The sequence below is a fragment of the Lysinibacillus xylanilyticus genome, from assembly GCF_001183605.1.
In the GTDB taxonomy this organism is placed as follows: Bacteria; Bacillota; Bacilli; order Bacillales_A; family Planococcaceae; genus Lysinibacillus; species Lysinibacillus xylanilyticus.
Window position 1 is genome coordinate 607,162 of sequence record NZ_LFXJ01000005.1, and the last position, 20,640, is coordinate 627,801.

The following is a 20,640-nucleotide window of genomic DNA, read 5'->3' on the forward strand; positions in this document are numbered from 1 at the left end:
TAATTTATGACACCGTATTGGATGCGAATGATTTCGCGTTGGTGCATAAATGCTTATATTTATTCACGAGGTAGCAATTATTTGCTATAAAAAAGGGTGGTACCATGGAAAGTCTTTTTCATCCCTACGTAAGGTAATTCTTTGCGTGTGGAGAAAAAGGCTTTTTATTTTTTTTACAACATTAAAAAGAGTCTGTCGTCTCTTTTCAAGGAGATAACCAGCTTGTAACACTTCAATGATGCGCATTACTGATGTGAAATTGAATGATAAAGAAGGAGGCATATTTGATGAGTACGAATGTTTCTATCAATGAGAAAGAAGAATTAGCAACAACAGCAAAAGCTGAACAAACCTATCAAGCGAAAGATGGTGCTGACGTATTAGTGCAAGCACTGCATGAACAAGGTGTTGAAATTGTTTTTGGTTACCCAGGTGGAGCGGTACTACCAATCTATGACGCAATGTATAAAAATCCGATTCGTCATATTTTAACTAGACATGAACAAGGTGCAATCCATGCAGCAGAAGGTTATGCACGTGTTTCCAATAAAACTGGTGTAGTTATTGCGACAAGCGGCCCGGGGGCAACAAACTTAGTAACTGGTATTGCTGATGCGATGATTGATTCCATCCCATTAGTTGTATTCACAGGTCAAGTTTCAACATCTGTGATTGGTACAGATGCTTTCCAAGAAGCGGACATTATGGGAATTACGACACCAATTACGAAGCACAATTATCAGGTACAGGATGTTAATGATATCCCACGTATTGTTAAAGAGGCTTTCCATATTGCGAGCACTGGGCGAAAGGGCCCTGTTGTAGTGGATTTCCCTAAAAACGTTTCTCAAATGTTATTTGATGTGGAGAATCCACCACAGGCTCCTGACGAAATATATTTACCTGGTTATCAACCAACATATAAACCGAATTATTTACAAGTTCAAAAGGCCATTCAGGCGATTTCATTGGCTAAAAATCCAGTCATTTTAGCTGGAGCTGGTGTACTCTTTGCAGATGCCAAAGAAGAGTTAACAGCATTCGCTGAAAAATACCAAATTCCAGTAGCAAACACTCTACTAGGACTTGGTTCAATCCATGGAGAGCATGAATTATTCATCGGTATGGCGGGAATGCACGGAACTGCAACGGCGAACACAGCTATTACAAAATCAGATTTATTATTGAATATCGGAGCTCGCTTTGATGATCGTTTAACTGGTAATTTAGCAACATTTGCTCCTAATGCAACAATCATACACATCGATATTGATCCAGCGGAAATTGGAAAAAACGTTCCTACGGATATTCCAATCGTTGCAGATGCTAAAGAAGCATTAAAAGCATTATTGAAAAAGGACTTCGATGGTCCAGATACAACAGAATGGTTAGCCTACTTAAATAATCACGCAAAGGAATATCCATTATGGTACAGCAAGGAGCCAGGGGATAAAGAAATTTTACCGCAGGAAGCATTAGAGCTTGTGCATAAAATTACAGAAGGTGACGCAATTGTCACTACAGATGTTGGTCAGCATCAAATGTGGGCTGCACAATATTATCGCTTAAACAATGATCACGGATGGGTAACGTCTGGTGGACTTGGTACGATGGGCTTCGGCTTCCCAGCTGCAATTGGCGCCCAGTTTGCGAAGCCAGACAAAAAAGTTGTTGCTATTGTAGGAGATGCAGGATTCCAAATGACTGCGCAAGAGCTTTCTATACTACAAGAATTCAACTTACCGGTAAAAGTAGTGATTTTAAATAACAGCTGTCTAGGAATGGTACGCCAATGGCAAGAAACATTCTATGAGGAGCGTTATTCATCTTCATTAATGCCGGTTCAACCAGATTTTGTTAAATTAGCTGATGCATATGATCTTAAGGGCTACCGAATCAACACAATCGATGAAGCGGAAAGTATTTTCCGCGAGGCACTACTTTCTGATGAGCCGGTGTTAATTGATTGTCGTGTTAAACAGCGCCAATGTGTTTACCCAATGGTAGCACCAGGCAAAGGCCTACAAGAAATGATTGGGGTGAAAGAGAATTGAAACGAGTAATTACAGTAACAGTGATTAACCAAAGCGGTGTGTTAAATCGTGTAACAGGCTTACTTATGAAGCGTCAATTTAATATCGAATCAATCACAGTTGGTCATACAGAACAGCCAAACTTTTCTAAAATGACTTTTGTTGTAAACGTTGAGGATGAGCGCAAAATTGAACAGCTTGTGAAGCAATTATCGAAGCAAATTGATGTGTTAAAGGTCAATGACATTACAGATAAATCAATCGTGTTACGCGAATTAGCACTTGTGAAGGTAATTTCACCACCAAACTTACGATTGGAAATGAATTCAATTGTTGAACCATTCCGTCCACAAATTATTGATACAGCGAAAAACGTTGTCACATATCAAGTAGTAGGCGATCCAGATAAGATTGACGCTTTTATTGAACTAATTCGACCTTATGGTATTAAAGAATTAACGCGTACAGGAGCTACTGCATCTGTTCGTGAAACACAAAAAATCTCAAATACGCAGCTCTCTATTTTAAAATAGTTTGCATATAAAATTCATAGCTTTGGATGCATACCCTAAGTCGGTTTGCATCTGAAGTAAACAAAAAACAAACCCAATATTAGGAGGAAACAAACAATGGCTACTATGTACTATGAACAAAACATCAACGAGGAAGTATTAAAAGGAAAAAAAATCGCAATCATCGGTTATGGTTCACAAGGTCACGCACATGCATTAAACCTTAAAGAATCAGGATTCGATGTAGTAGTAGGAGTTCGCCCAGGCGGATCATTCGATGCAGCAAAAGCGGATGGAATAGATGTGAAAACTGTTGCTGAAGCAGCGCAAGAAGCAGATGTTATCCAAATTTTACTTCCAGATGAGCGTCAAAAAGCTGTATATGAGGCTGAAATTGCTCCACATCTTGAAGCTGGTAAGGTACTTATGTTTGCACATGGCTTTAACATTCATTTCGGTCAAATTACACCTCCAGCAGATGTGGATGTATTCTTAGTTGCTCCGAAAGGTCCAGGACACTTAGTTCGTCGTCAATTCCAAGAAGGTGCTGGTGTACCAGGCTTATTCGCAATTCATCAAGATGCTACTGGTCAAGCAAAAGATTTAGCTCTTGCATACGGTAAAGGAATCGGTGCAGCTCGTGGCGGTTTACTTGAAACAACATTCAAAGAAGAAACTGAAACTGATTTATTCGGTGAGCAAGCTGTACTTTGTGGTGGTGCTACACAATTAGTAAGAGCAGGTTTCGAAACTTTAGTAGAAGCAGGCTACCAACCAGAATTAGCTTACTTTGAAACACTTCACGAACTAAAATTAATTGTTGACCTAATGTTTGAAGGTGGTATGGCAACAATGCGTTACTCAGTATCGGATACAGCAGAGTGGGGTGACTATGTAGCGGGACCACGTATTATCGATGACTCAGTTAAAGCTCGTATGAAAGATGTATTAACTGATATCCAAGATGGTACATTCGCTCGTCGCTGGATTCAAGAAAACGAAAACGGTCGTCCAGAATATACAAAATTCAAAGAAGCTGGTGCAAACCACCAAATCGAAGAAGTTGGTGCTAAATTACGTGCTATGATGCCATTCATCAACGAAGGTAAAGAAAAAGTTGTGAGAGAAGTGGCTGCAAGTGCGAAAAATTGATATTTTCGATACTACCCTTCGTGACGGCGAACAATCTGCTGGCATTAATCTAAACACAGCAGAGAAGATTGAAATCGCTAAGCAACTGGAGCGCCTAGGAGTGACAATTATTGAAGCAGGTTTTCCTGCTTCGTCACCCGGTGACTTTGAAGCGGTAAATCGTATTGCAGGGACAGTAAAAAACTCTATCGTAACTGGCTTAGCTCGCTGTGTACAAAAGGATATCGATACAACGTGGGATGCGATTAAAGTGGCCGAACAGCCACACATTCATATTTTCCTAGCAACTTCCCCAATTCATATGGAATACAAGCTAAAAAAATCACCCGATCAAGTAGTAGAACAAGCGGTTGAAGCTGTAAAATACGCGAAAAAATTCTTTCCGCTTGTACAATGGTCCGCAGAAGATGCTTTTCGCTCAGATCGTGAATTTTTAGTACGTATTATGAATGATGTTGTTGCGGCAGGTGCAACAACCATTAATGTACCTGACACAGTAGGATATGCATCGCCACAAGAATATGGTGCATTATTTAAATTCCTACTTGAAAACGTAAAAGGTGCAGACAAGGTAAAATTCTCTGCACATTGCCATGATGATCTAGGTATGGCAACCGCAAACACGATTGCAGCCATTGAAAATGGTGCCTCACAAGTAGAGGGTACGATTAACGGTATCGGAGAGCGCGCTGGAAATGTTGCGCTTGAAGAAATCGCAGTTGCCCTTCATATCCGTAAAGATATTTACCCTGTAGAAACAGGTATTCATTTACAAGAAATTAAGCGTACATCTCAATTAGTCAGTAAGCTCACGAATGTGGTTATTCAGCCGAATAAAGCGATTGTTGGTAAAAATGCATTTGCTCACGAATCAGGTATTCACCAAGATGGTATGTTAAAAAATCCGGAAACGTATGAAATTATTACACCGGCCCTTATTGGTGAAGGGGAGGTACCACTTGTTCTAGGTAAACACTCTGGTCGCGCAGCATTCCGTGACCGAGCAGAAACAATGGGCTACAACCTTTCGGATGAAAAACTAAATAAAGCATTTACTGAATTTAAAAAGCTTGCTGATCGTAAAAAAGAAATTACAGAAGAAGATTTGCTAACGCTTCTTACAGAGCAACAAGTTCAAATAGAAGATGTTCCACTTTACGAATTAAAGATGGTACAGGTGCAATATGGTACAGAAAATATACCAACAGCAACAGCGATTGTTTTAACACCAGAAGGTTTGGAAAAGACAGTTGTGGCAACGGGTTCAGGCTCGGTGGAAGCTATTTTCAATACGCTTGAGCAACTTGTTCAAGGAGATATTCATGTGATTGATTATCGAGTTAAGTCCGTTGGTAAGGGACGAGATGCATTAGGAGAAGCTGTAATTAATATTCGATATGATGGTATTTCAACAACCGGACGAAACTCTTCACAGGATGTTTTAGAAGCATCGGCAAAAGCTTATTTAAATGCTATCAACCGTCATTTAATACAAGCAAGCCTTCGTACACAGCCTGTAAGTTAAAGCTTCCGGTGGATGTCACGGAATTATGCCAATTATGTTATGTGTAGTCGTAATATTGATGACCTCACCTATTAATATTGATGACCTCACCTATTAATATAGGTGAGAGTCTTACTAAAATAGCGTAGTTCAGCGCTATACAAAGAAAGGTGTTTTGACGATGGAGAAAAAAATTTCAGTACTTCCTGGTGACGGAATAGGGCCAGAGGTTGTTGCTTCTGCTGTACGTGTATTACAGGTGATTGGTAAGCGATTCAACCATACATTCCATTTAAGTTATGCAACAATCGGAGGCGCTGCCATCGACCAACACAATAATCCACTACCAGATGAAACAATTGAGATGTGTGAAAATAGTGACGCAGTTTTACTTGGAGCCGTTGGTGGTCCGAAATGGGATAATAATCCGCCAGAATTACGTCCAGAAAAAGGATTACTACGTATTCGCAAACACTTTGACTTATTCGCAAACCTACGTCCAGTAAAGGCGTTCCCGAGCTTACTAGATGCTTCACCATTAAAGCGTGAAGTAGCTGAAAACGTCGATTTAATGATTGTACGTGAATTAACAGGCGGCGTATACTTCGGGGAACCACGTATGCGTACTGAGAATGGCGCGATTGATACAACTGTTTACTCAACTGCAGAAGTTGAGCGTATTGTTGAAAATGCCTTTGAATTAGCACGTTTACGTGGAGGCAAATTATGCTCTGTTGATAAAGCAAATGTACTTGAAACAAGTCGTTTATGGCGCGAAGTTGTAGAAGCGAAGAAAAAAGAATATCCAGATGTGCAAGTGGAGCACAATTTAGTAGACTCAGTTGCTATGAAATTAATTACAAACCCTGGTCATTATGATGTAGTAGTTACTGAAAATATGTTTGGAGATATTTTAAGTGATGAAGCATCTGTTATTACAGGCTCTTTAGGCGTACTACCATCTGCATCTATTCGCGGAGATAATTTTGGTCTATATGAACCAGTACATGGCTCAGCACCAGAAATTGCAGGCCAAGGTGTAGCAAATCCAGCAGCAACAATTCTTTCAGTTGCCATGATGCTACAATATTCATTTGGCTTAAAAGAAGAGGCTGCAGAAATCGAACGGGCTGTAAGTGCAGTATTTGATGATGGCTATTTCACGGCAGATCTTGCACGTGATGGCAGTCGTATACTATCGACGAATGAATGGACAGATAAAGTAATTAACGAGATAGATACAAGCTTTGTTTCAGAAAGCATTATGACAACATACATTTAAGAAATAGGTGAAGATAATGGGAAAAAATATAATTGAAAAGATTTGGGATAGACATTTAGTTTATCAGGAAGAGGGCAAACCGGACCTGTTATATATTGATCTCCATTTAATTCATGAAGTAACTTCTCCGCAAGCTTTTGAAGGTCTAAGGTTAAGCGGACGTCAAGTACGTCGCCCGGATTTAAGCTTTGCAACAATGGATCATAACGTACCTACAAAAAATCTACCAACGATTCATGATCCAATTGCACGCAACCAAATTGAAACTTTAGCAAAAAATGCTGAAGAATTTGGCGTTGAGCTTGCAGGGATGGGGCATCCTGACCAAGGGATTGTTCACGTAATTGGACCAGAGCTAGGTTTAACTCAGCCTGGTAAAACGATTGTCTGTGGCGACTCCCATACGTCTACCCATGGTGCGTTTGGAGCGATTGCCTTTGGTATTGGTACATCTGAGGTAGAGCATGTATTGTCAACACAAACTTTATGGCAAAACAAGCCGAAAACAATGGAAATTCGTGTAGAAGGTGAGCTCCCTGCAGGTGTAGCTGCCAAAGATATTATTCTCGCGATTATTTCGAAATTCGGTATCGGTGTCGGCACCGGACATATTGTGGAATTCACTGGAGAGGCTATCCACAAACTTTCTATGGAAGAACGGATGACAATTTGCAACATGTCAATCGAGGCTGGTGCAAAGGCAGGGCTAATTTCTCCTGACCAAACGACTGTTGACTATATTCGTGGACGCAAACATGCACCACAGGGAGAAAAGTTTGCGGAAGCTGCAGATTATTGGTTAAGCTTAGCATCCGATGATGATGCAACATATGATACAGTTCGAATTATTCAAGCAGAAGAAATTGAGCCAATCATCACTTGGGGAACGAATCCGTCAATGGGTTCAGGAGTTTCAAGTAATGTTCCAACACAGGCGGAATATGAGGATGATTCAGATAAAGCTGCTCTTCGTAAAGCACTTGCCTATATGGGCTTAGAGGAAGGTCAACCATTAACTTCAATCGATATTCAACACGTATTTATCGGTTCCTGCACTAACTCACGCATCAGTGATTTACGTGCAGCTGCAGATGTTATTAAAGGGCGTAAGGTGCATGAAAATGTAACAGCGATCGTTGTGCCAGGATCATATTCGACGAAAATACAAGCAGAAGCAGAAGGATTAGATAAAATCTTTACAGATGCTGGATTTGAATGGCGTGAGACAGGTTGCTCAATGTGTCTGGCAATGAATGATGATGTAGTACCAGCGGGCGAACGCTGTGCATCAACGTCAAACCGTAACTTTGAGGGACGTCAAGGAGCAGGTTCTCGTACACACTTAGTATCACCGCAAATGGCAGCTGCAGCAGCAATTGCTGGTCACTTTGTGGACGTTCGTGAATTCGTAAAGGAAACTGTGTAATTTTTATCTTCATTCAGAAGACACCCCATATTTATGGTGAGATTATTACGATTGTAATTTCTATTCAGTAGGTTACCAAATACAAAATTAAGACTGAATGAAGATAAAGCCTCTGGCAGATGTCACGGATTTTGAAAGGAGCCAAAATAAGGATGTTAGCCTAAACCTTCGCATCCTGCGAAAACGGCTAACTGACCTGCCTCGTGCAGGCCTAAGCACAATTCAAAATCCAGGGCGTAATTGATTTACACGGAAAGGATGATTGCAAATGGAACCAATTAATATCGTAAGTAGTGTGATAACACCACTTGATCGTAAAAATGTCGATACAGACCAAATTATTTCGAAAGAGTTTTTAAAGCGAATTGAGCGTACAGGTTTTGGTCAGTATTTATTTCACCATTGGCGCTTTGATGCGGAGGGCAATGAAATTAAGGATTTTGTATTAAACAAACTTGAGTTTAAAGACTCCAAAATATTAGTAGCACAAGATAATTTCGGCTGTGGTTCATCTCGTGAACATGCACCGTGGGCAATCTTAGACTATGGATTCAATGTAGTAATTGCACCATCATTCGCAGATATTTTCCATAATAACTGCTTCAAAAATGGGATATTACCAATCAAACTAACTGAAGTAGAGTGTGATGAAATCTTAGTTAAAGGCTTAGAAAATCCGTACAAGATGGAAGTCAGTCTAGAAGCACAAACAGTAACGGGTGAAGATGGTGCAATTTATAAATTTAGCATCGACCCTTACTATAAAGAAACATTGCTGAATGGTTGGGATGAAATTGCTTTAACCTTTAAATACGAAGAACATATTGCTGCTTACGAAGCAGAACGTATAGCATTTTAATAAATGAAGGGTTTACCTTTTGACTGAAGACCGATTTGGTGTCTTCAGTTTTTTTATTGATTAAAAAGGGAATTGCGTAGAGTGAAGGAGGAAATCCTCAAGAAGGTGTGATCGGGTGAGGGCCAAAACTGCTCAGGTAGTAAAGAAAAACTCCTTAAATAGTAAATGACTGGTTTTTACCACTTTACATAATAAAAATGCAGCTTTAGTTATTTTGATTTTTTGTAAAAAGCACGACAAATTGATGTAATATTTTGATAATATATAAATAGAGTTGTGGGAAATAAATGGAATGTTATCCAGTTTATTGTCTCATCACTAAAAGATAGGGTTAAAACGAATCTCTTCTATATAAGTAGGAACGGAAAATAATTACACAGTTTAGAGATGAGTGTATTTAAACATTTACCAGAAAAAGCTTTTGTGAAAAGTATAAAAGGAGGAACTATATTGAAAATCCTTCGAAAATACAGTTTGTTAATTGGGGGCTTAGGCTTTTCAAATTTAGGGAATTGGATCTACCTTGTAGCGCTAAATTTATTTGTATGGCATTTAACACAATCGCCGGCAGCGATGGCTGGCATCTTTATTGTAGGACCAACAGCAAGAGTTTTAACAAGTTTGGTAGCTGGCTCTTTCATTGATCGTATGAATAAACGTAAGTTAATGATTGCAACTGATATTATACGAGGTTTCATTGTTTTTTGTATGCCGTTTATGGAATCTATTTGGCTCATTTATACGCTGTTATTTTTAGCGAATATAGCGAGTAGTTTTTTTGGACCTAGTAGTACATATTATATTACAAAGCTTGTTCCCTCAGAAGATAGACAACGATTCAATGCAATACTTGGCACGTTTAATTCTGGCTCGTTTTTAGTAGGTCCAGCTCTAGCAGGACTCCTCATCATGATTTTTAATACAACGGTTACAATTTGGTTCAACAGCTTTACATTTTTTGTTTGTGCTATGATCATTTACTTATTACCTGACGTAGATGATGTGAAAGAATCCTCACAGCAACGTATAACTTGGCAAATATTAAAAAGTGACTATCTAGCTGTGGTAGCTTTCATTCGACAAAATTCATTATTTTTAACAATTTATTTACTGTTTCAAAGTGCATTAATGATTGCATTTGCGCTTGATTCTCAAGAAGCAACATTTATAAAACAAGATTTGGCTTTATCTGATAGCTTATATGGTGCCTTTGTGAGTAGTGCAGGAGCTGGAGCAATTATAGGTGGAATGGTTGCTGCAAGCTTTGCAAAAAAAATGTCCACTCGGTCATATATGGTTATTGGCTTGTTCCTGACAATGCTGTTTTATACAGCTTTTTATGCCTCGACATCGAGTATTTTGGCATTTGTAAGTTTCGTTTTTCTAGGCTTGTTTATGGCATTTAGTAATACTGGTTATGAAACGTTTTATCAGCAATATGTACCGCCTGAAATTATGGGGAGATTCGGTAGTATTGCAAATATTTTTCAAAATATTTTACAAATTTCATTTACCTTACTGTTAGGTCTGTTTGCAGAATTATTTACGCTTCAAATGACGGCCATTATTTTCGGTATTATAAGTATTTTATTTTCGATTTCATTGTATTTTGTACTATATTCCCCAAAAAACTACATCGGCTTAAAGGAGGAAATATTATGATTAGCTATTCGATTCATTGTATTTTTTGTAAGAAAGAATTTAAAGTTGAAGAAGGGACAAGGAAATATAAACTATATAAACAAAATATGAACGGAAAATTTTCCTGTGAAGATTGTGATAGAAAAATTGAATTAGAGGCAAGGAAAGGTTTATTGGGAAAACTTAATTGAAAATATAATGGTATGAATTTGATTTGCTTTTGGATTAATGGACGTTGGAGATTATTAGTAGGACTAACAGTACTCCATAATTTTCAAATGTAAATGACCTGTCTTTCTATTGTTTTCTCAGTTAAAATGAAAAAATAAGATGGAAGGTAGGTAAAATGATGATTACAGTTATAGGTAGCATAAATATGGATTTAGTTGTACAAATGGGGGTTTTTCCAAAGCAGGGAGAAACTATATTCGGTAAAGATTTTCAAACGATTCCAGGAGGAAAAGGGGCAAATCAGGCAATTGCTGCAGCACGTCTTGGAAGTGAAGTTACAATGATAGGCTGTGTGGGTGCCGATAGTTTTGGAGAAGCATTGCGCACTGTTTTACAGCAAGAGCATGTTCAAACTGAAACTATTACAAGTGTATCGGCACCTACTGGGATTGCTAATATATTAATCTACAATAACGATAACCGTATCATTGTAGTGCCTGGGGCAAATTATGAATTAATGCCCTCGCATATAGAGGCAGCGAAAGAAATCATTCAAAAAAGTCAAATGGTAATTATGCAGCTAGAAATCCCAACGGAAACGACCGCTTATGCAATAAAACTTTGTAAAGAAGCGAATGTACCTGTTTTATTAAATCCAGCACCGGCGGCTAATTTTGATGTGCAATGGATGGAGGATATTACTTATATCACACCAAATGAAACGGAGTGTGCCGAAATTTTTGGAGATGATGTTGAACAAATACTCGAAAAATATCCTAATAAAATGATTGTGACGTTAGGTAGTAATGGTGCACACTATTTTGATGGTGAATATCCTATTCATGTTCCGGGCTATTTGACAAAAGCAGTAGATACAACAGGTGCAGGCGATACGTTTAACGGTGCACTCGCTTATGCTTTAGTAGAAGGGCAATCATTGGATCAGGCAGTGTATTTTGCAAATATTGCAGCTTCATTATCAGTGGAGAAATTCGGTGCACAAGGCGGAATGCCAAATATTGGAGCGGTCTACGCTCGTATGGCAGGTGTTGAAGAATAAAGCGAAGACTACCGCTCTTACAAATTTATAATAATAATTATTATTTCTTTTAGGCTGAATGAGTAATAATATCTGAGATAGTAGGTTTTAAAGAGTGAGAATTATTACCTATTTGTGACGGTTTACTTTAAGTATATTATCCCTTTTTGTCATTGATTTTTAGTACTATGTATTAAAAAAAGAGTATTTTCCTTTATAATAACTTTAGATACATAGAAAAGAGGTTTTGGGGATGACAAATATTGATAATGTGCCGATCGAATATACAGCCTCAGCGAATAATATTTTGCCACAGCTTGTTGATCATTTGCGACAATTACATGGCATTATTGTACAAAATACATATGTAAAAGATACAGCTAAACATTTAAATCGTATCATTCAAGATGCTAACAACGAAACGATGATTCTTATTGTTGGGAAAGAGCGTGTTGGAAAAACAACACTTGTGAATGGACTTTTAGGACGTCAGGTTTTGCCTGTTAGTGATCAGCATCCAACAGGGGTAAATACATTTTTGCGATACGGTGAAAATGAGGAAATAAAGGCGTATTTTTTAGATGGCGTTGTAGCAATATTCGATATGAGCAAGCTAGAAATATTGACAACTAGCGATACTTTTGCATCTCAAATACTACGAGAACATTTAGATTACCTAGAAGTATATTTGAAAAATGATTTATTAAAATCAGTGACAATTATTGATTCTGTTTCATTAGAAGCTGGGGGAGGGGAGATGGCCTATTTCCCAGAAGCATTGATGAACCGTGTTGACGAAATCTTTTGGGTATTACGCTCAGGTTCTATGGCTATTTACCCTGAAATATTATTGATGGAAACTTTAAAAAACAAAGGTGTAGAGCCTCTTTGTATCATCAATGCTATAGATTCAAATGAAAATACGAAAGCGTTTATTAATGCTGAGAGAGAACGATTTGGACATTTAATAAGTGATTTTGTTGCTATCTCTGCAAGAGAAGCGATTGAAGCTAAACAGACTAATTGTGATGAGCTTTGGGAGAAAAGTCAGTATGAGCAATTAATTTCAGAAATTCATCGAGTAGCAGAAAATAGTGATAAGAAAACGTACGGCATTTTAATTCGCTTCTTGCAATGGCTTGAACGATTCCGCTTCGAATTAACTGTAATTCCACAAAGAGATCCATTCCAATCTGCGGTTGAGAACATTGAAAAATATGCAGGCGATACACAATACGAATTTTCACGTTATCAACGTGATTTAGCGATTGTGACGGAATATGAGCAAGAATACAAGCAGGTTGCCAATGTATTTAAAAATGTTCAAACATTATACCAACTTTTACAAACCATCTCACAAAATGATTATTTACAAGATGAAATCGTGGAAAGCTATACAGAAAAGGCTGTTTTTTATCAACAAATGTTACGAGAATATCGTAATATGCATAGCGAATATATGCGTGAATATGACCGATTGGATGCCCAGCATAAAAAAATTCACGGAAAAGGTCTTATGAAGGCTATTTTTGGTCAGCATACACAAAATAGATTTTTCAAGGAACGTGTTCTCAAGTTAAATGAGCAACAAGTTATTTGTATTGCACAATTTGAAAAAGTGCAAGAAGCGGAGGCCGTAATGCTTCAGTCCCTACATTCAATACAAAGTTATCTTATGGAAATAACGAAAAAACGTTTGGAACGCACTGAGCAAAAAGTGCAAGAGCTAAATCACCAACGTTTAAAAGAAAAGCGTCAATTAAAGTTATACGCAAATAAATTAAATGAATTTTCTTGTTTGATTGAAGCACAGGGCTACATTAAAGAAAATATTCAACCGTTTATAATGGACGAGCAAATGCCACTGAAAGCAAAGGATATTGAAATGCTGAAAGAAACAATTAATAGCATTATGAGCATTGACCTGACGAATAATGGTCTACTTGCACGTAGTCAAATGAACAATAAAATGGAGAACACCGCGATTCCTTTCGATGTTCAGAAAAAATATCCATTACATACGCTAGCGTTAGCAGAAGTAGATGTAAAATCAAACGATATACCAGAAATACCGAAAAAACTTGATGTTCAATATGAAGAATAGACATAGAAGAAAATGTTCTAAAAGTAATTTATACTTTTAGAACGTTTTTTATGTATTTTGAAGTTTTCCGTTATTCAGGATTAAATGACGCAATATAAATCTAAATAAGGCTTTTTTCGTATAGCTACTAGAGGATGCACGGACCCTTAGCTATTAACATTATTTCTGTAATGATATAAAATAGGCATACAAAGATGAAGTGGGTGGTTTTTTGGTATCTTCAAAAGATGTGGCAAAGTATGCGGGTGTCTCTCAAACAACTGTTTCAAGAGTGTTAAATACTCCTGAACTCGTAAAGCCGAAAACAATTGAAAAAGTAATGAAGGCAATTGAAGAATTAAACTATATTCCAAATGATATTGCAAGATCGCTTGTTCAGAAAAAAACAGGCATTATTACATTGATTTCAGGGCCTTTACATAATCCTTTTTTTGTTGATACGACAACTGCAATTGTCAATTATGTTAACGCTCGCGGCTATAAAGTAAATGTCTATTTTGGGACGGAAGATAATTTAGATTCCATTTATAATTCTGTTTTGGAAACGAAGGCTGATGCGATTATTTTATCGTCTATGTTATACAAAGATGACATATTTTTCAAGATTGAAAAACTAGGCATCCCATTTATTATGTATAATCGTAAGCATCAGGAAAATAGGCATTTTGTAGAGATTGATAATGTGGAAGCAGGCTATATAGCGACGAATCATATTTTATCTTTAGGTCATCGAGATATATGTTGGATAGGCGGTCCACATGAAATAAGTACTTTTTATGAAAGGTACAAGGGCTTTAAAAATGCATTAAAGGATAACGGTATAGATGCGAAAACAATGCCGGTATTTTTTACAAATACTAACAAAGACGATATTAAACGAGCTTTTGAAGAAATACTTGAGCTCCCTAAAAAACCTACAGCTATTTGTGCAGCAACAGATGCGATCGCCATTGAAATATTAAATCTTTGTTTAGAAAGGGGCTTTCATGTCCCTAAAGATTTTAATGTTATTGGCATTGATAATGTGGAGCTTAGTAAACACCATTCGATTGCCTTAACAACAGTAGGCTTAGAATCCGAAAAAAGCCTCGGATTTATTGCTATTGAAAAATTATTTGAGGTAATGGAGAAAAAAAGTGCTTGCATCCAGCAAACAGAATCTGTTAAACTCTTCCCAAGAAATACGACGTGTAAAAAATGAACTGATAAACATCAGTTTGTTTTTTACTCTGAAATGGTTACGTATTCATTTTCTTATTTTCAGAAATGAATACGTAACCATTTAGAGGGAGGAGTGAGTCAGATCTTGAAAAAAGGTTTATTTATTAATGGACAATGGCAAATGACACATGAATATATGCAGGTTTATGCACCCTACTCAAAAGAGGTAATAGCACAATTTGCTATGGCAACTGAAGATGATATACAGCATGCAATTGAAAGTGCTCATGCAGCAGAATCAGAAATGGCAGACTTAACAGCATTTCAAAGAGCAGAGATTTTAGAACAACTATCTGATCTATTTGCCGAAAATCGAGAAGAGGCAGCAAGAATTATTTCACTAGAATCGGCAAAGCCGTTAAAATATGCGTATTCTGAAATTGATCGAACGATTGAAACTTACAAATTTGCAGCAGAAGAAGCGAAGCGACTATCTGGTGAAATGATTCCGATGGATGCATCTAAAAGTGGAGAGGGTCGATTTGGTTATACAATTCACGAACCATTGGGCGTTATTGCGGCCATTACACCTTTTAATTTTCCGCAAATTTTAGTAGCCCATAAAGTTGGACCGGCATTAGCAGCCGGAAATACGATCGTTTTGAAACCTGCAACACAAACAGCATTATCTGCTCATTTTTTAGCAAAACTATTGGCACAAACAAATTTACCAGCAGGTGCATTTAACATAGTAACCGGACAAGGAAAACTAGTAGGGGATGCATTTTTAGCACATCCAAAAGTAAAGATGGTTACATTTACAGGGAGTCCTGAAGTAGGTATTTCTCTTCGCAATCGAGCTGGCTTAAAGAAAGTCACATTAGAACTTGGTTCAAATGCTGGTGTTATTGTTGATGAAGGGGTTCAACTCGATAAAATTATGGATCGAATTGTTATGGGAGCTTTTTCAAATCAAGGTCAAGTTTGCATCTCCTTACAGCGTATATATGTAAAAGAGAAAATAATTGATGAATTTTTAGAGCAACTAAAAGCGAAAATAGAACGCTTAACAATAGGGGACCCACTTGACGCAACAACAGATTTAGCCATGATGATTTCAGAAACTGAGCAGAAGCGTGCTGTCACATGGATAAACGAAGCGTTAGCAGAAGGTGCGGAAGTACTGACAGGTGGTCGTATTGAAAACAATATTTTACTTCCAACAGTGTTATTAAACGTATCTTCTACTAGCCGTGTATCTAGTGAGGAAATATTTGCACCTGTAGTTATTGTCAATACTGTTTCATCAGTAGAAGAAGCAATTGATGCTGTTAATGATTCAAATTATGGCTTACAGGCAGGGATTTTTACACCCTCAATTGAGACGGCCTTTAAAGCTTCGAAGAAATTACAAGTCGGAGGTGTCATAATAAATGACGTCCCGACATACCGTGTGGACCATATGCCATATGGTGGTGTTAAAGAAAGCGGAACCGGTCGAGAAGGAATCAAATATGCAGTAGAGGAAATGACTGAAATGAAGCTTGTGATTTGGAATAACAATTAATCATTAGTCATATAGAAAATAGGCAGAAGGCTATTATGAAAAGATAGGAGTAGAATAATTATGCATAAATTAACCTTTACCCCTGTAAGTTATACAGGCTGGGGTTGTTTGAATCAGCTACTACTAGAAGTAGAAAAATTCAAAGCAAATAATATATTAATTATCACTGATCCATTTTTAAAAGAGTTAGGTTTAACAGATAGTATTGAAAAACCTTTACTAGACAATGGGCACTCAACGACTATTTATACCGATATTGCCCCTGAGCCACCGCTCGCAATTGGTGAAAAACTAGTTGAATTTACAAGACAGAATCATTTTGATTTAGTAATTGGTTTAGGCGGTGGAAGTGCATTAGACTTAACGAAGCTTGCTGCGGTTTTAGCAACACATGATGGAAAAGTGGCAGATTACTTAAATTTAACAGGAACAAAATCTCTTGAAAATAAAGGGTTACCGAAGATTTTAATCCCAACTACATCTGGAACAGGCTCAGAAGTGACAAATATTTCTGTACTGTCACTTGAAACAACTAAGGATGTTGTTACACATGATTACTTATTAGCAGATGTCGCCATTGTAGATCCTGCGTTAACGATTTCTCTACCACCAAAAGTGACCGCTGCTACAGGTGTAGATGCTTTAACACATGCAATAGAGGCCTATGTTTCTGTAAATGCCAATGAGGTAACTGATGCACTTGCACTACAAGCCATTAAATTAATTAGTGGTTCTATCCGGACTGCTGTGCATGACGGTCAAAATAAGCAGGCTCGTTCGGATATGAGTTATGGCAGTTATTTGGCTGGATTAGCGTTTTTCAATGCAGGTGTTGCAGGAGTACATGCTTTAGCTTATCCACTTGGTGGCCAGTTCCATATTGCTCATGGAGATTCCAACGCAGTTCTTTTACCATATGTAATGGGTTATATTCGTCAAAGTTGCGAAAAACGTATGAAAGATATTTTAGATGCAATGGATATTTCAACTGCATATTTATCGCAAGAAGAGGCTTCCTATAAATGTGTAGATGCATTAAAGCAACTTGTTCAAGATGTAAATATTCCGTCAACATTAAAAGGATTTAATATACCAGAGTTAGCACTGGAACAACTAACTGATGATGCGACAAAGCAAACAAGAATCTTAGCACGTAGTCCGATGTCGCTTAAGCGAGAAGATATCTATACTATTTATCGTGCTGCATTTGATGGAGAAATTCGAGAACCTCTATTACTATAAAGAAGAAAAGAGAAGGTTGATGAGATTTTATCCGTTTTTAAGATAAGCTTGAATCTACAAAAAATAAGCTACTATGTTTCCGAGATAAATCTTTAGGAAACTTAGTAGCTTATTGTAATTCGGGCTAATTAATTTTATGCTTCAGCACCTGGTGTAAATGAACGTGTCGCTAGCTCAGCGTCAAGCATAAAGATAGCGTTAGAATCATTTTCTATACGTTCAATTTTACGAATTAACGTGTCGAATGTTGATTCTTCTTCTACCTGCTCATCAATAAACCATTTTAAGAAAGCCATTGTCGCGTGCTCGCGTTCATCTAAAGCGATATCCGATAAATGATAAATACGGCGAGTTACTTCTTTCTCGTGTGAAAGGCCAGTTTTGAAGGCATGTAAAATAGACTCAAAATGATTATCTGGGCTGTCGAAGCCTTGGATTGTTGCACGGTAGCCCATATCACTTAGGAAATTATAAAATTTCATCGCATGGAAGCGTTCTTCTTCAGCCTGTACTAAAAAGAAGTTGGCAAAGCCATCGTAATCTTGATCTGTGCAATATGCCGCCATTGCCATATAAGCATGCGCAGAGTAAAATTCAAAATTCATTTGTTCGTTTAGTGCTGTGTGTAGTTTTTCAGATAACATAAAAATTTTCCTCCCTTTGCAGTAAATACCTACTGCATCTCTTATAGTATACAGCGAAGAAGGGTAGTGTTGCAATTCAATTGATTTTTATTCTCAATTAGGAAATTTAATCAAATTCATTTTTTAAACGCCAAATGACTTCTAAAAGATTGACAAATAAATTAATGAAATCTAAGTATAGATTTAAAGCCATACCTACTACTTCAGCATCTGAAACGTGATTATGTCGGATTTGGTTAAAGTCATAAACAGTATAGAGACTAAAAAGTAGTACAGTTATTCCCGCAATAATTAATGCGACTATGTTGTTAACAGGGATAAACATAAAGACTAATGAAAATACAATTACGACGATTAGGACAGTGAATAAATAGCTTCCCCAATTTGAAATGTCTTTATTCATCATCATACCAATCAGTGCTAGCACAATGAAAATAGCTACGGTTGCTACGAAAACAAGTAAAACAAGCTGTTGCCCTAGCTCCGCAATGTAAAATTGTGTTGTCCAAAATAATAATATTCCCATTAAAAAGGGGATTGTATACATAATGGAATTAGCAAGCTTCAGACTTCGCACAAAGCAGGCAATGATAAGAAGTACAATAGTAATAATGGATAGCGGCATGACAATCGCTGGGGGTAATAATGTTGCTATGTACATTCCGACAACTGTCAATACCCACATAAAAGCAAAGTGTTTTAAAATTTTATTTAAGTTTTGGTTTTTAGCATACGCCATATGGAAGAATCCTTTCTTTTTGTAAAATAACTTATATATTAACATACGAGTCAAATTAGAAAAAGATTCAACTTTAAGAAGATTTGTATCAATATCATAATGTTGGGTTAATTTCCGCTCAGGAATCCCCTCGATTGGGTGCAATATCCTCGATATGGTGATACAAACATACCTGGTCTTCGTAAAGACCAGGTAATGTTTTTTGATTATTTTACATTTTTTCTTTGGTTTTTCACACCAACTAAGTATCCACCAAGGGCAATACCGATTAATACAGTCCAGAAAATAACCTTCCATACTGTTGAGTGTGGGAAATCATGTGGAATTACACCTAGTTTTTCATGTGCTAATGTTAGAACAGCCAGCTTTACACCAACCCAACCAACGATTAAGAAGGCAGCTGTTTCAAGTGATGGGAATTGATCGAGAATTTTCACGAACCAACGAGCCGCGAAACGCATCATAATAACACCGATAATACCACCTAAAAACATTACTGCAAATTGCCCCGCATTAATGCCGCCAACATCAAAATTACCGATATGAGGTAGTGTAACCGCAATGGCAACAGCAGCTAATATTGAATCTATGGCAAAGGCAATGTCAGCAAACTCAACCTTTAGTACGGTCATCCAGAAACCAGATTGTTTTTTAGTCTCATCAATTTCCTCGGGATTTTGTGCGGATTTTCGCGAATCATAAATATGCTTCGTTGACATAATTAATAAATAGGCAGCACCTAGAGCTTGAATTTGCCAGAAGTTAACGAGCGTTGTAATAAGAAATAGTGCAGCAAAGCGGAAAACGAATGCTCCCACTAAACCATATAGCAGTGCTTTTTGCTGTTGATGTTTTGGTAAATGCTTAACCATAACGGCCATAACAACAGCATTATCGGCAGCTAATAATCCTTCCAGTACAATTAATACGACGAGGACCCATGCGTATTCTAGTATAATTGCCTCCAAATGTATTTCCTCCTTTATACTTTGAACAGAAATGAATAAACTGCTTTTAACTTAGTCTTTGCTTTTTTAGGCAAAATAAAAAGACCCCTGCCTAAAAAATAGGCAAAGGTCTTGCTAAGCTAATTAATTGGTTATTGTACAGAATATCTGTACGCCAAGATAGGCCTTCACACCCGATGGTAAATAACCATGTAATGACGAATGTGAAATCAGATGCTTTGTTTACATCTGCTAGCTACTCCCCTTTGACAAAAATGTCAAAAGCTATTCAATTCTTTATATATGAATTATAGCATGCTGATTGTCAATTGCAAATCAAAATGTGAAGATATGTTAAAAGTTTTGAAGATTGTTGTCAGGAAAAGCTATCCTAAAGGGAGCAATAGAGGAACGAAGGCTAAAACCATCACGTCCTGTGATAGTGCCTTCGTGGCCAACTTCCTGTTGCTGCCGCTGCCGCTTCGCTTTCGCGCAATAAACATCTGCCGCTGCCGCTTCGCTTTCGCGCAATAAATACCTGTTATCCCTGACTTTCCTCGGAAAGCGCCCAGTCGGAACGGAAATCAACCACACGTTATGATAAGCATAACTTTTGG

At 37.5% G+C, this 20,640-nt stretch carries 17 protein-coding genes; 14 read left to right on the forward strand and 3 right to left on the reverse strand.

Annotation, left to right across the window (positions count from 1 at the left end; translation table 11 throughout):
• Positions 1 to 287: 287 nt before the first annotated feature.
• The 14 genes from ilvB to ACZ11_RS06000 all read left to right on the forward strand — a co-directional run bounded on the left by ilvB (position 288) and on the right by ACZ11_RS06000 (position 17,693).
• Positions 288 to 2,054 (forward strand): biosynthetic-type acetolactate synthase large subunit, encoded by a 1,767-nt coding sequence (gene ilvB, locus ACZ11_RS05940; protein WP_049664469.1) that lies wholly within the window; start codon positions 288 to 290, stop codon positions 2,052 to 2,054.
• Positions 2,051 to 2,566, forward strand: coding sequence for an acetolactate synthase small subunit (ilvN, locus tag ACZ11_RS05945; protein ID WP_049664470.1), 516 nt, complete (start codon positions 2,051 to 2,053; stop codon positions 2,564 to 2,566). The genes ilvB and ilvN overlap by 4 nt, the downstream gene beginning before the upstream one ends.
• Before the next feature lie 96 nt (positions 2,567 to 2,662).
• The gene (gene ilvC / locus ACZ11_RS05950) at positions 2,663 to 3,697 is read left to right on the forward strand and encodes a ketol-acid reductoisomerase (protein WP_049664472.1); all 1,035 of its coding nucleotides are present in this window, start codon (positions 2,663 to 2,665) and stop codon (positions 3,695 to 3,697) included.
• Entirely contained in the window at positions 3,684 to 5,222 is a 1,539-nt protein-coding gene (locus tag ACZ11_RS05955) for a 2-isopropylmalate synthase (protein ID WP_049664473.1), read from the forward strand. Before ilvC ends, ACZ11_RS05955 begins: the two co-directional genes overlap by 14 nt.
• 160 nt (positions 5,223 to 5,382) lie before the next feature.
• Positions 5,383 to 6,483, forward strand: coding sequence for a 3-isopropylmalate dehydrogenase (gene leuB, locus ACZ11_RS05960; RefSeq protein WP_049664474.1), 1,101 nt, complete (start codon positions 5,383 to 5,385; stop codon positions 6,481 to 6,483).
• 16 nt (positions 6,484 to 6,499) lie between these two features.
• On the forward strand, positions 6,500 to 7,909 hold the full coding sequence (gene leuC / locus ACZ11_RS05965; protein WP_049664476.1) for a 3-isopropylmalate dehydratase large subunit: 1,410 nt from the start codon (positions 6,500 to 6,502) through the stop codon (positions 7,907 to 7,909).
• Between the two features lie 268 nt (positions 7,910 to 8,177).
• Complete coding sequence (gene leuD, locus ACZ11_RS05970; protein ID WP_049664477.1) at positions 8,178 to 8,768, forward strand: 3-isopropylmalate dehydratase small subunit; 591 nt, start codon at positions 8,178 to 8,180, stop codon at positions 8,766 to 8,768.
• 450 nt (positions 8,769 to 9,218) lie between these two features.
• Entirely contained in the window at positions 9,219 to 10,430 is a 1,212-nt protein-coding gene (locus ACZ11_RS05975; protein WP_049664478.1) for an MFS transporter, read from the forward strand.
• Positions 10,427 to 10,600, forward strand: coding sequence for a hypothetical protein (locus tag ACZ11_RS26525; RefSeq protein WP_169776069.1), 174 nt, complete (start codon positions 10,427 to 10,429; stop codon positions 10,598 to 10,600). The genes ACZ11_RS05975 and ACZ11_RS26525 overlap by 4 nt, the downstream gene beginning before the upstream one ends.
• A gap of 158 nt (positions 10,601 to 10,758) precedes the next feature.
• Positions 10,759 to 11,640: a ribokinase gene (rbsK, locus tag ACZ11_RS05980; RefSeq protein WP_049667082.1), complete on the forward strand. Its 882-nt coding sequence runs from the start codon at positions 10,759 to 10,761 to the stop codon at positions 11,638 to 11,640.
• Positions 11,641 to 11,872: 232 nt separating this feature from the next.
• Positions 11,873 to 13,723 carry a dynamin family protein gene (locus ACZ11_RS05985; RefSeq protein WP_049664480.1) on the forward strand — a complete coding sequence of 617 codons (1,851 nt, stop codon included), beginning with the start codon at positions 11,873 to 11,875 and terminating at the stop codon, positions 13,721 to 13,723.
• Between the two features lie 211 nt (positions 13,724 to 13,934).
• Entirely contained in the window at positions 13,935 to 14,924 is a 990-nt protein-coding gene (locus ACZ11_RS05990; protein ID WP_049664481.1) for a LacI family DNA-binding transcriptional regulator, read from the forward strand.
• A 105-nt stretch (positions 14,925 to 15,029) separates the two neighbouring features.
• On the forward strand, positions 15,030 to 16,451 hold the full coding sequence (locus ACZ11_RS05995; protein WP_049664483.1) for an aldehyde dehydrogenase family protein: 1,422 nt from the start codon (positions 15,030 to 15,032) through the stop codon (positions 16,449 to 16,451).
• 60 nt (positions 16,452 to 16,511) lie between these two features.
• A complete protein-coding gene (locus ACZ11_RS06000) occupies positions 16,512 to 17,693 on the forward strand; it encodes an iron-containing alcohol dehydrogenase (protein ID WP_082172691.1) in 1,182 nt (393 codons plus the stop codon).
• A gap of 134 nt (positions 17,694 to 17,827) precedes the next feature.
• Here the strand turns inward: ACZ11_RS06000 and ACZ11_RS06005 are convergent, their stop codons facing one another.
• The 3 genes from ACZ11_RS06005 to ACZ11_RS06015 form a co-directional block, all read right to left on the reverse strand.
• Complete coding sequence (locus ACZ11_RS06005) at positions 17,828 to 18,337, reverse strand: ferritin (protein WP_049664486.1); 510 nt, start codon at positions 18,335 to 18,337, stop codon at positions 17,828 to 17,830.
• Between the two features lie 106 nt (positions 18,338 to 18,443).
• Positions 18,444 to 19,076, reverse strand: coding sequence for a Bax inhibitor-1/YccA family protein (locus ACZ11_RS06010; RefSeq protein ID WP_049664487.1), 633 nt, complete (start codon positions 19,074 to 19,076; stop codon positions 18,444 to 18,446).
• 206 nt (positions 19,077 to 19,282) lie between these two features.
• A complete protein-coding gene (locus ACZ11_RS06015; RefSeq protein ID WP_049664489.1) occupies positions 19,283 to 20,044 on the reverse strand; it encodes a TerC family protein in 762 nt (253 codons plus the stop codon).
• Between the last annotated feature and the right edge of the window lie 596 nt (positions 20,045 to 20,640).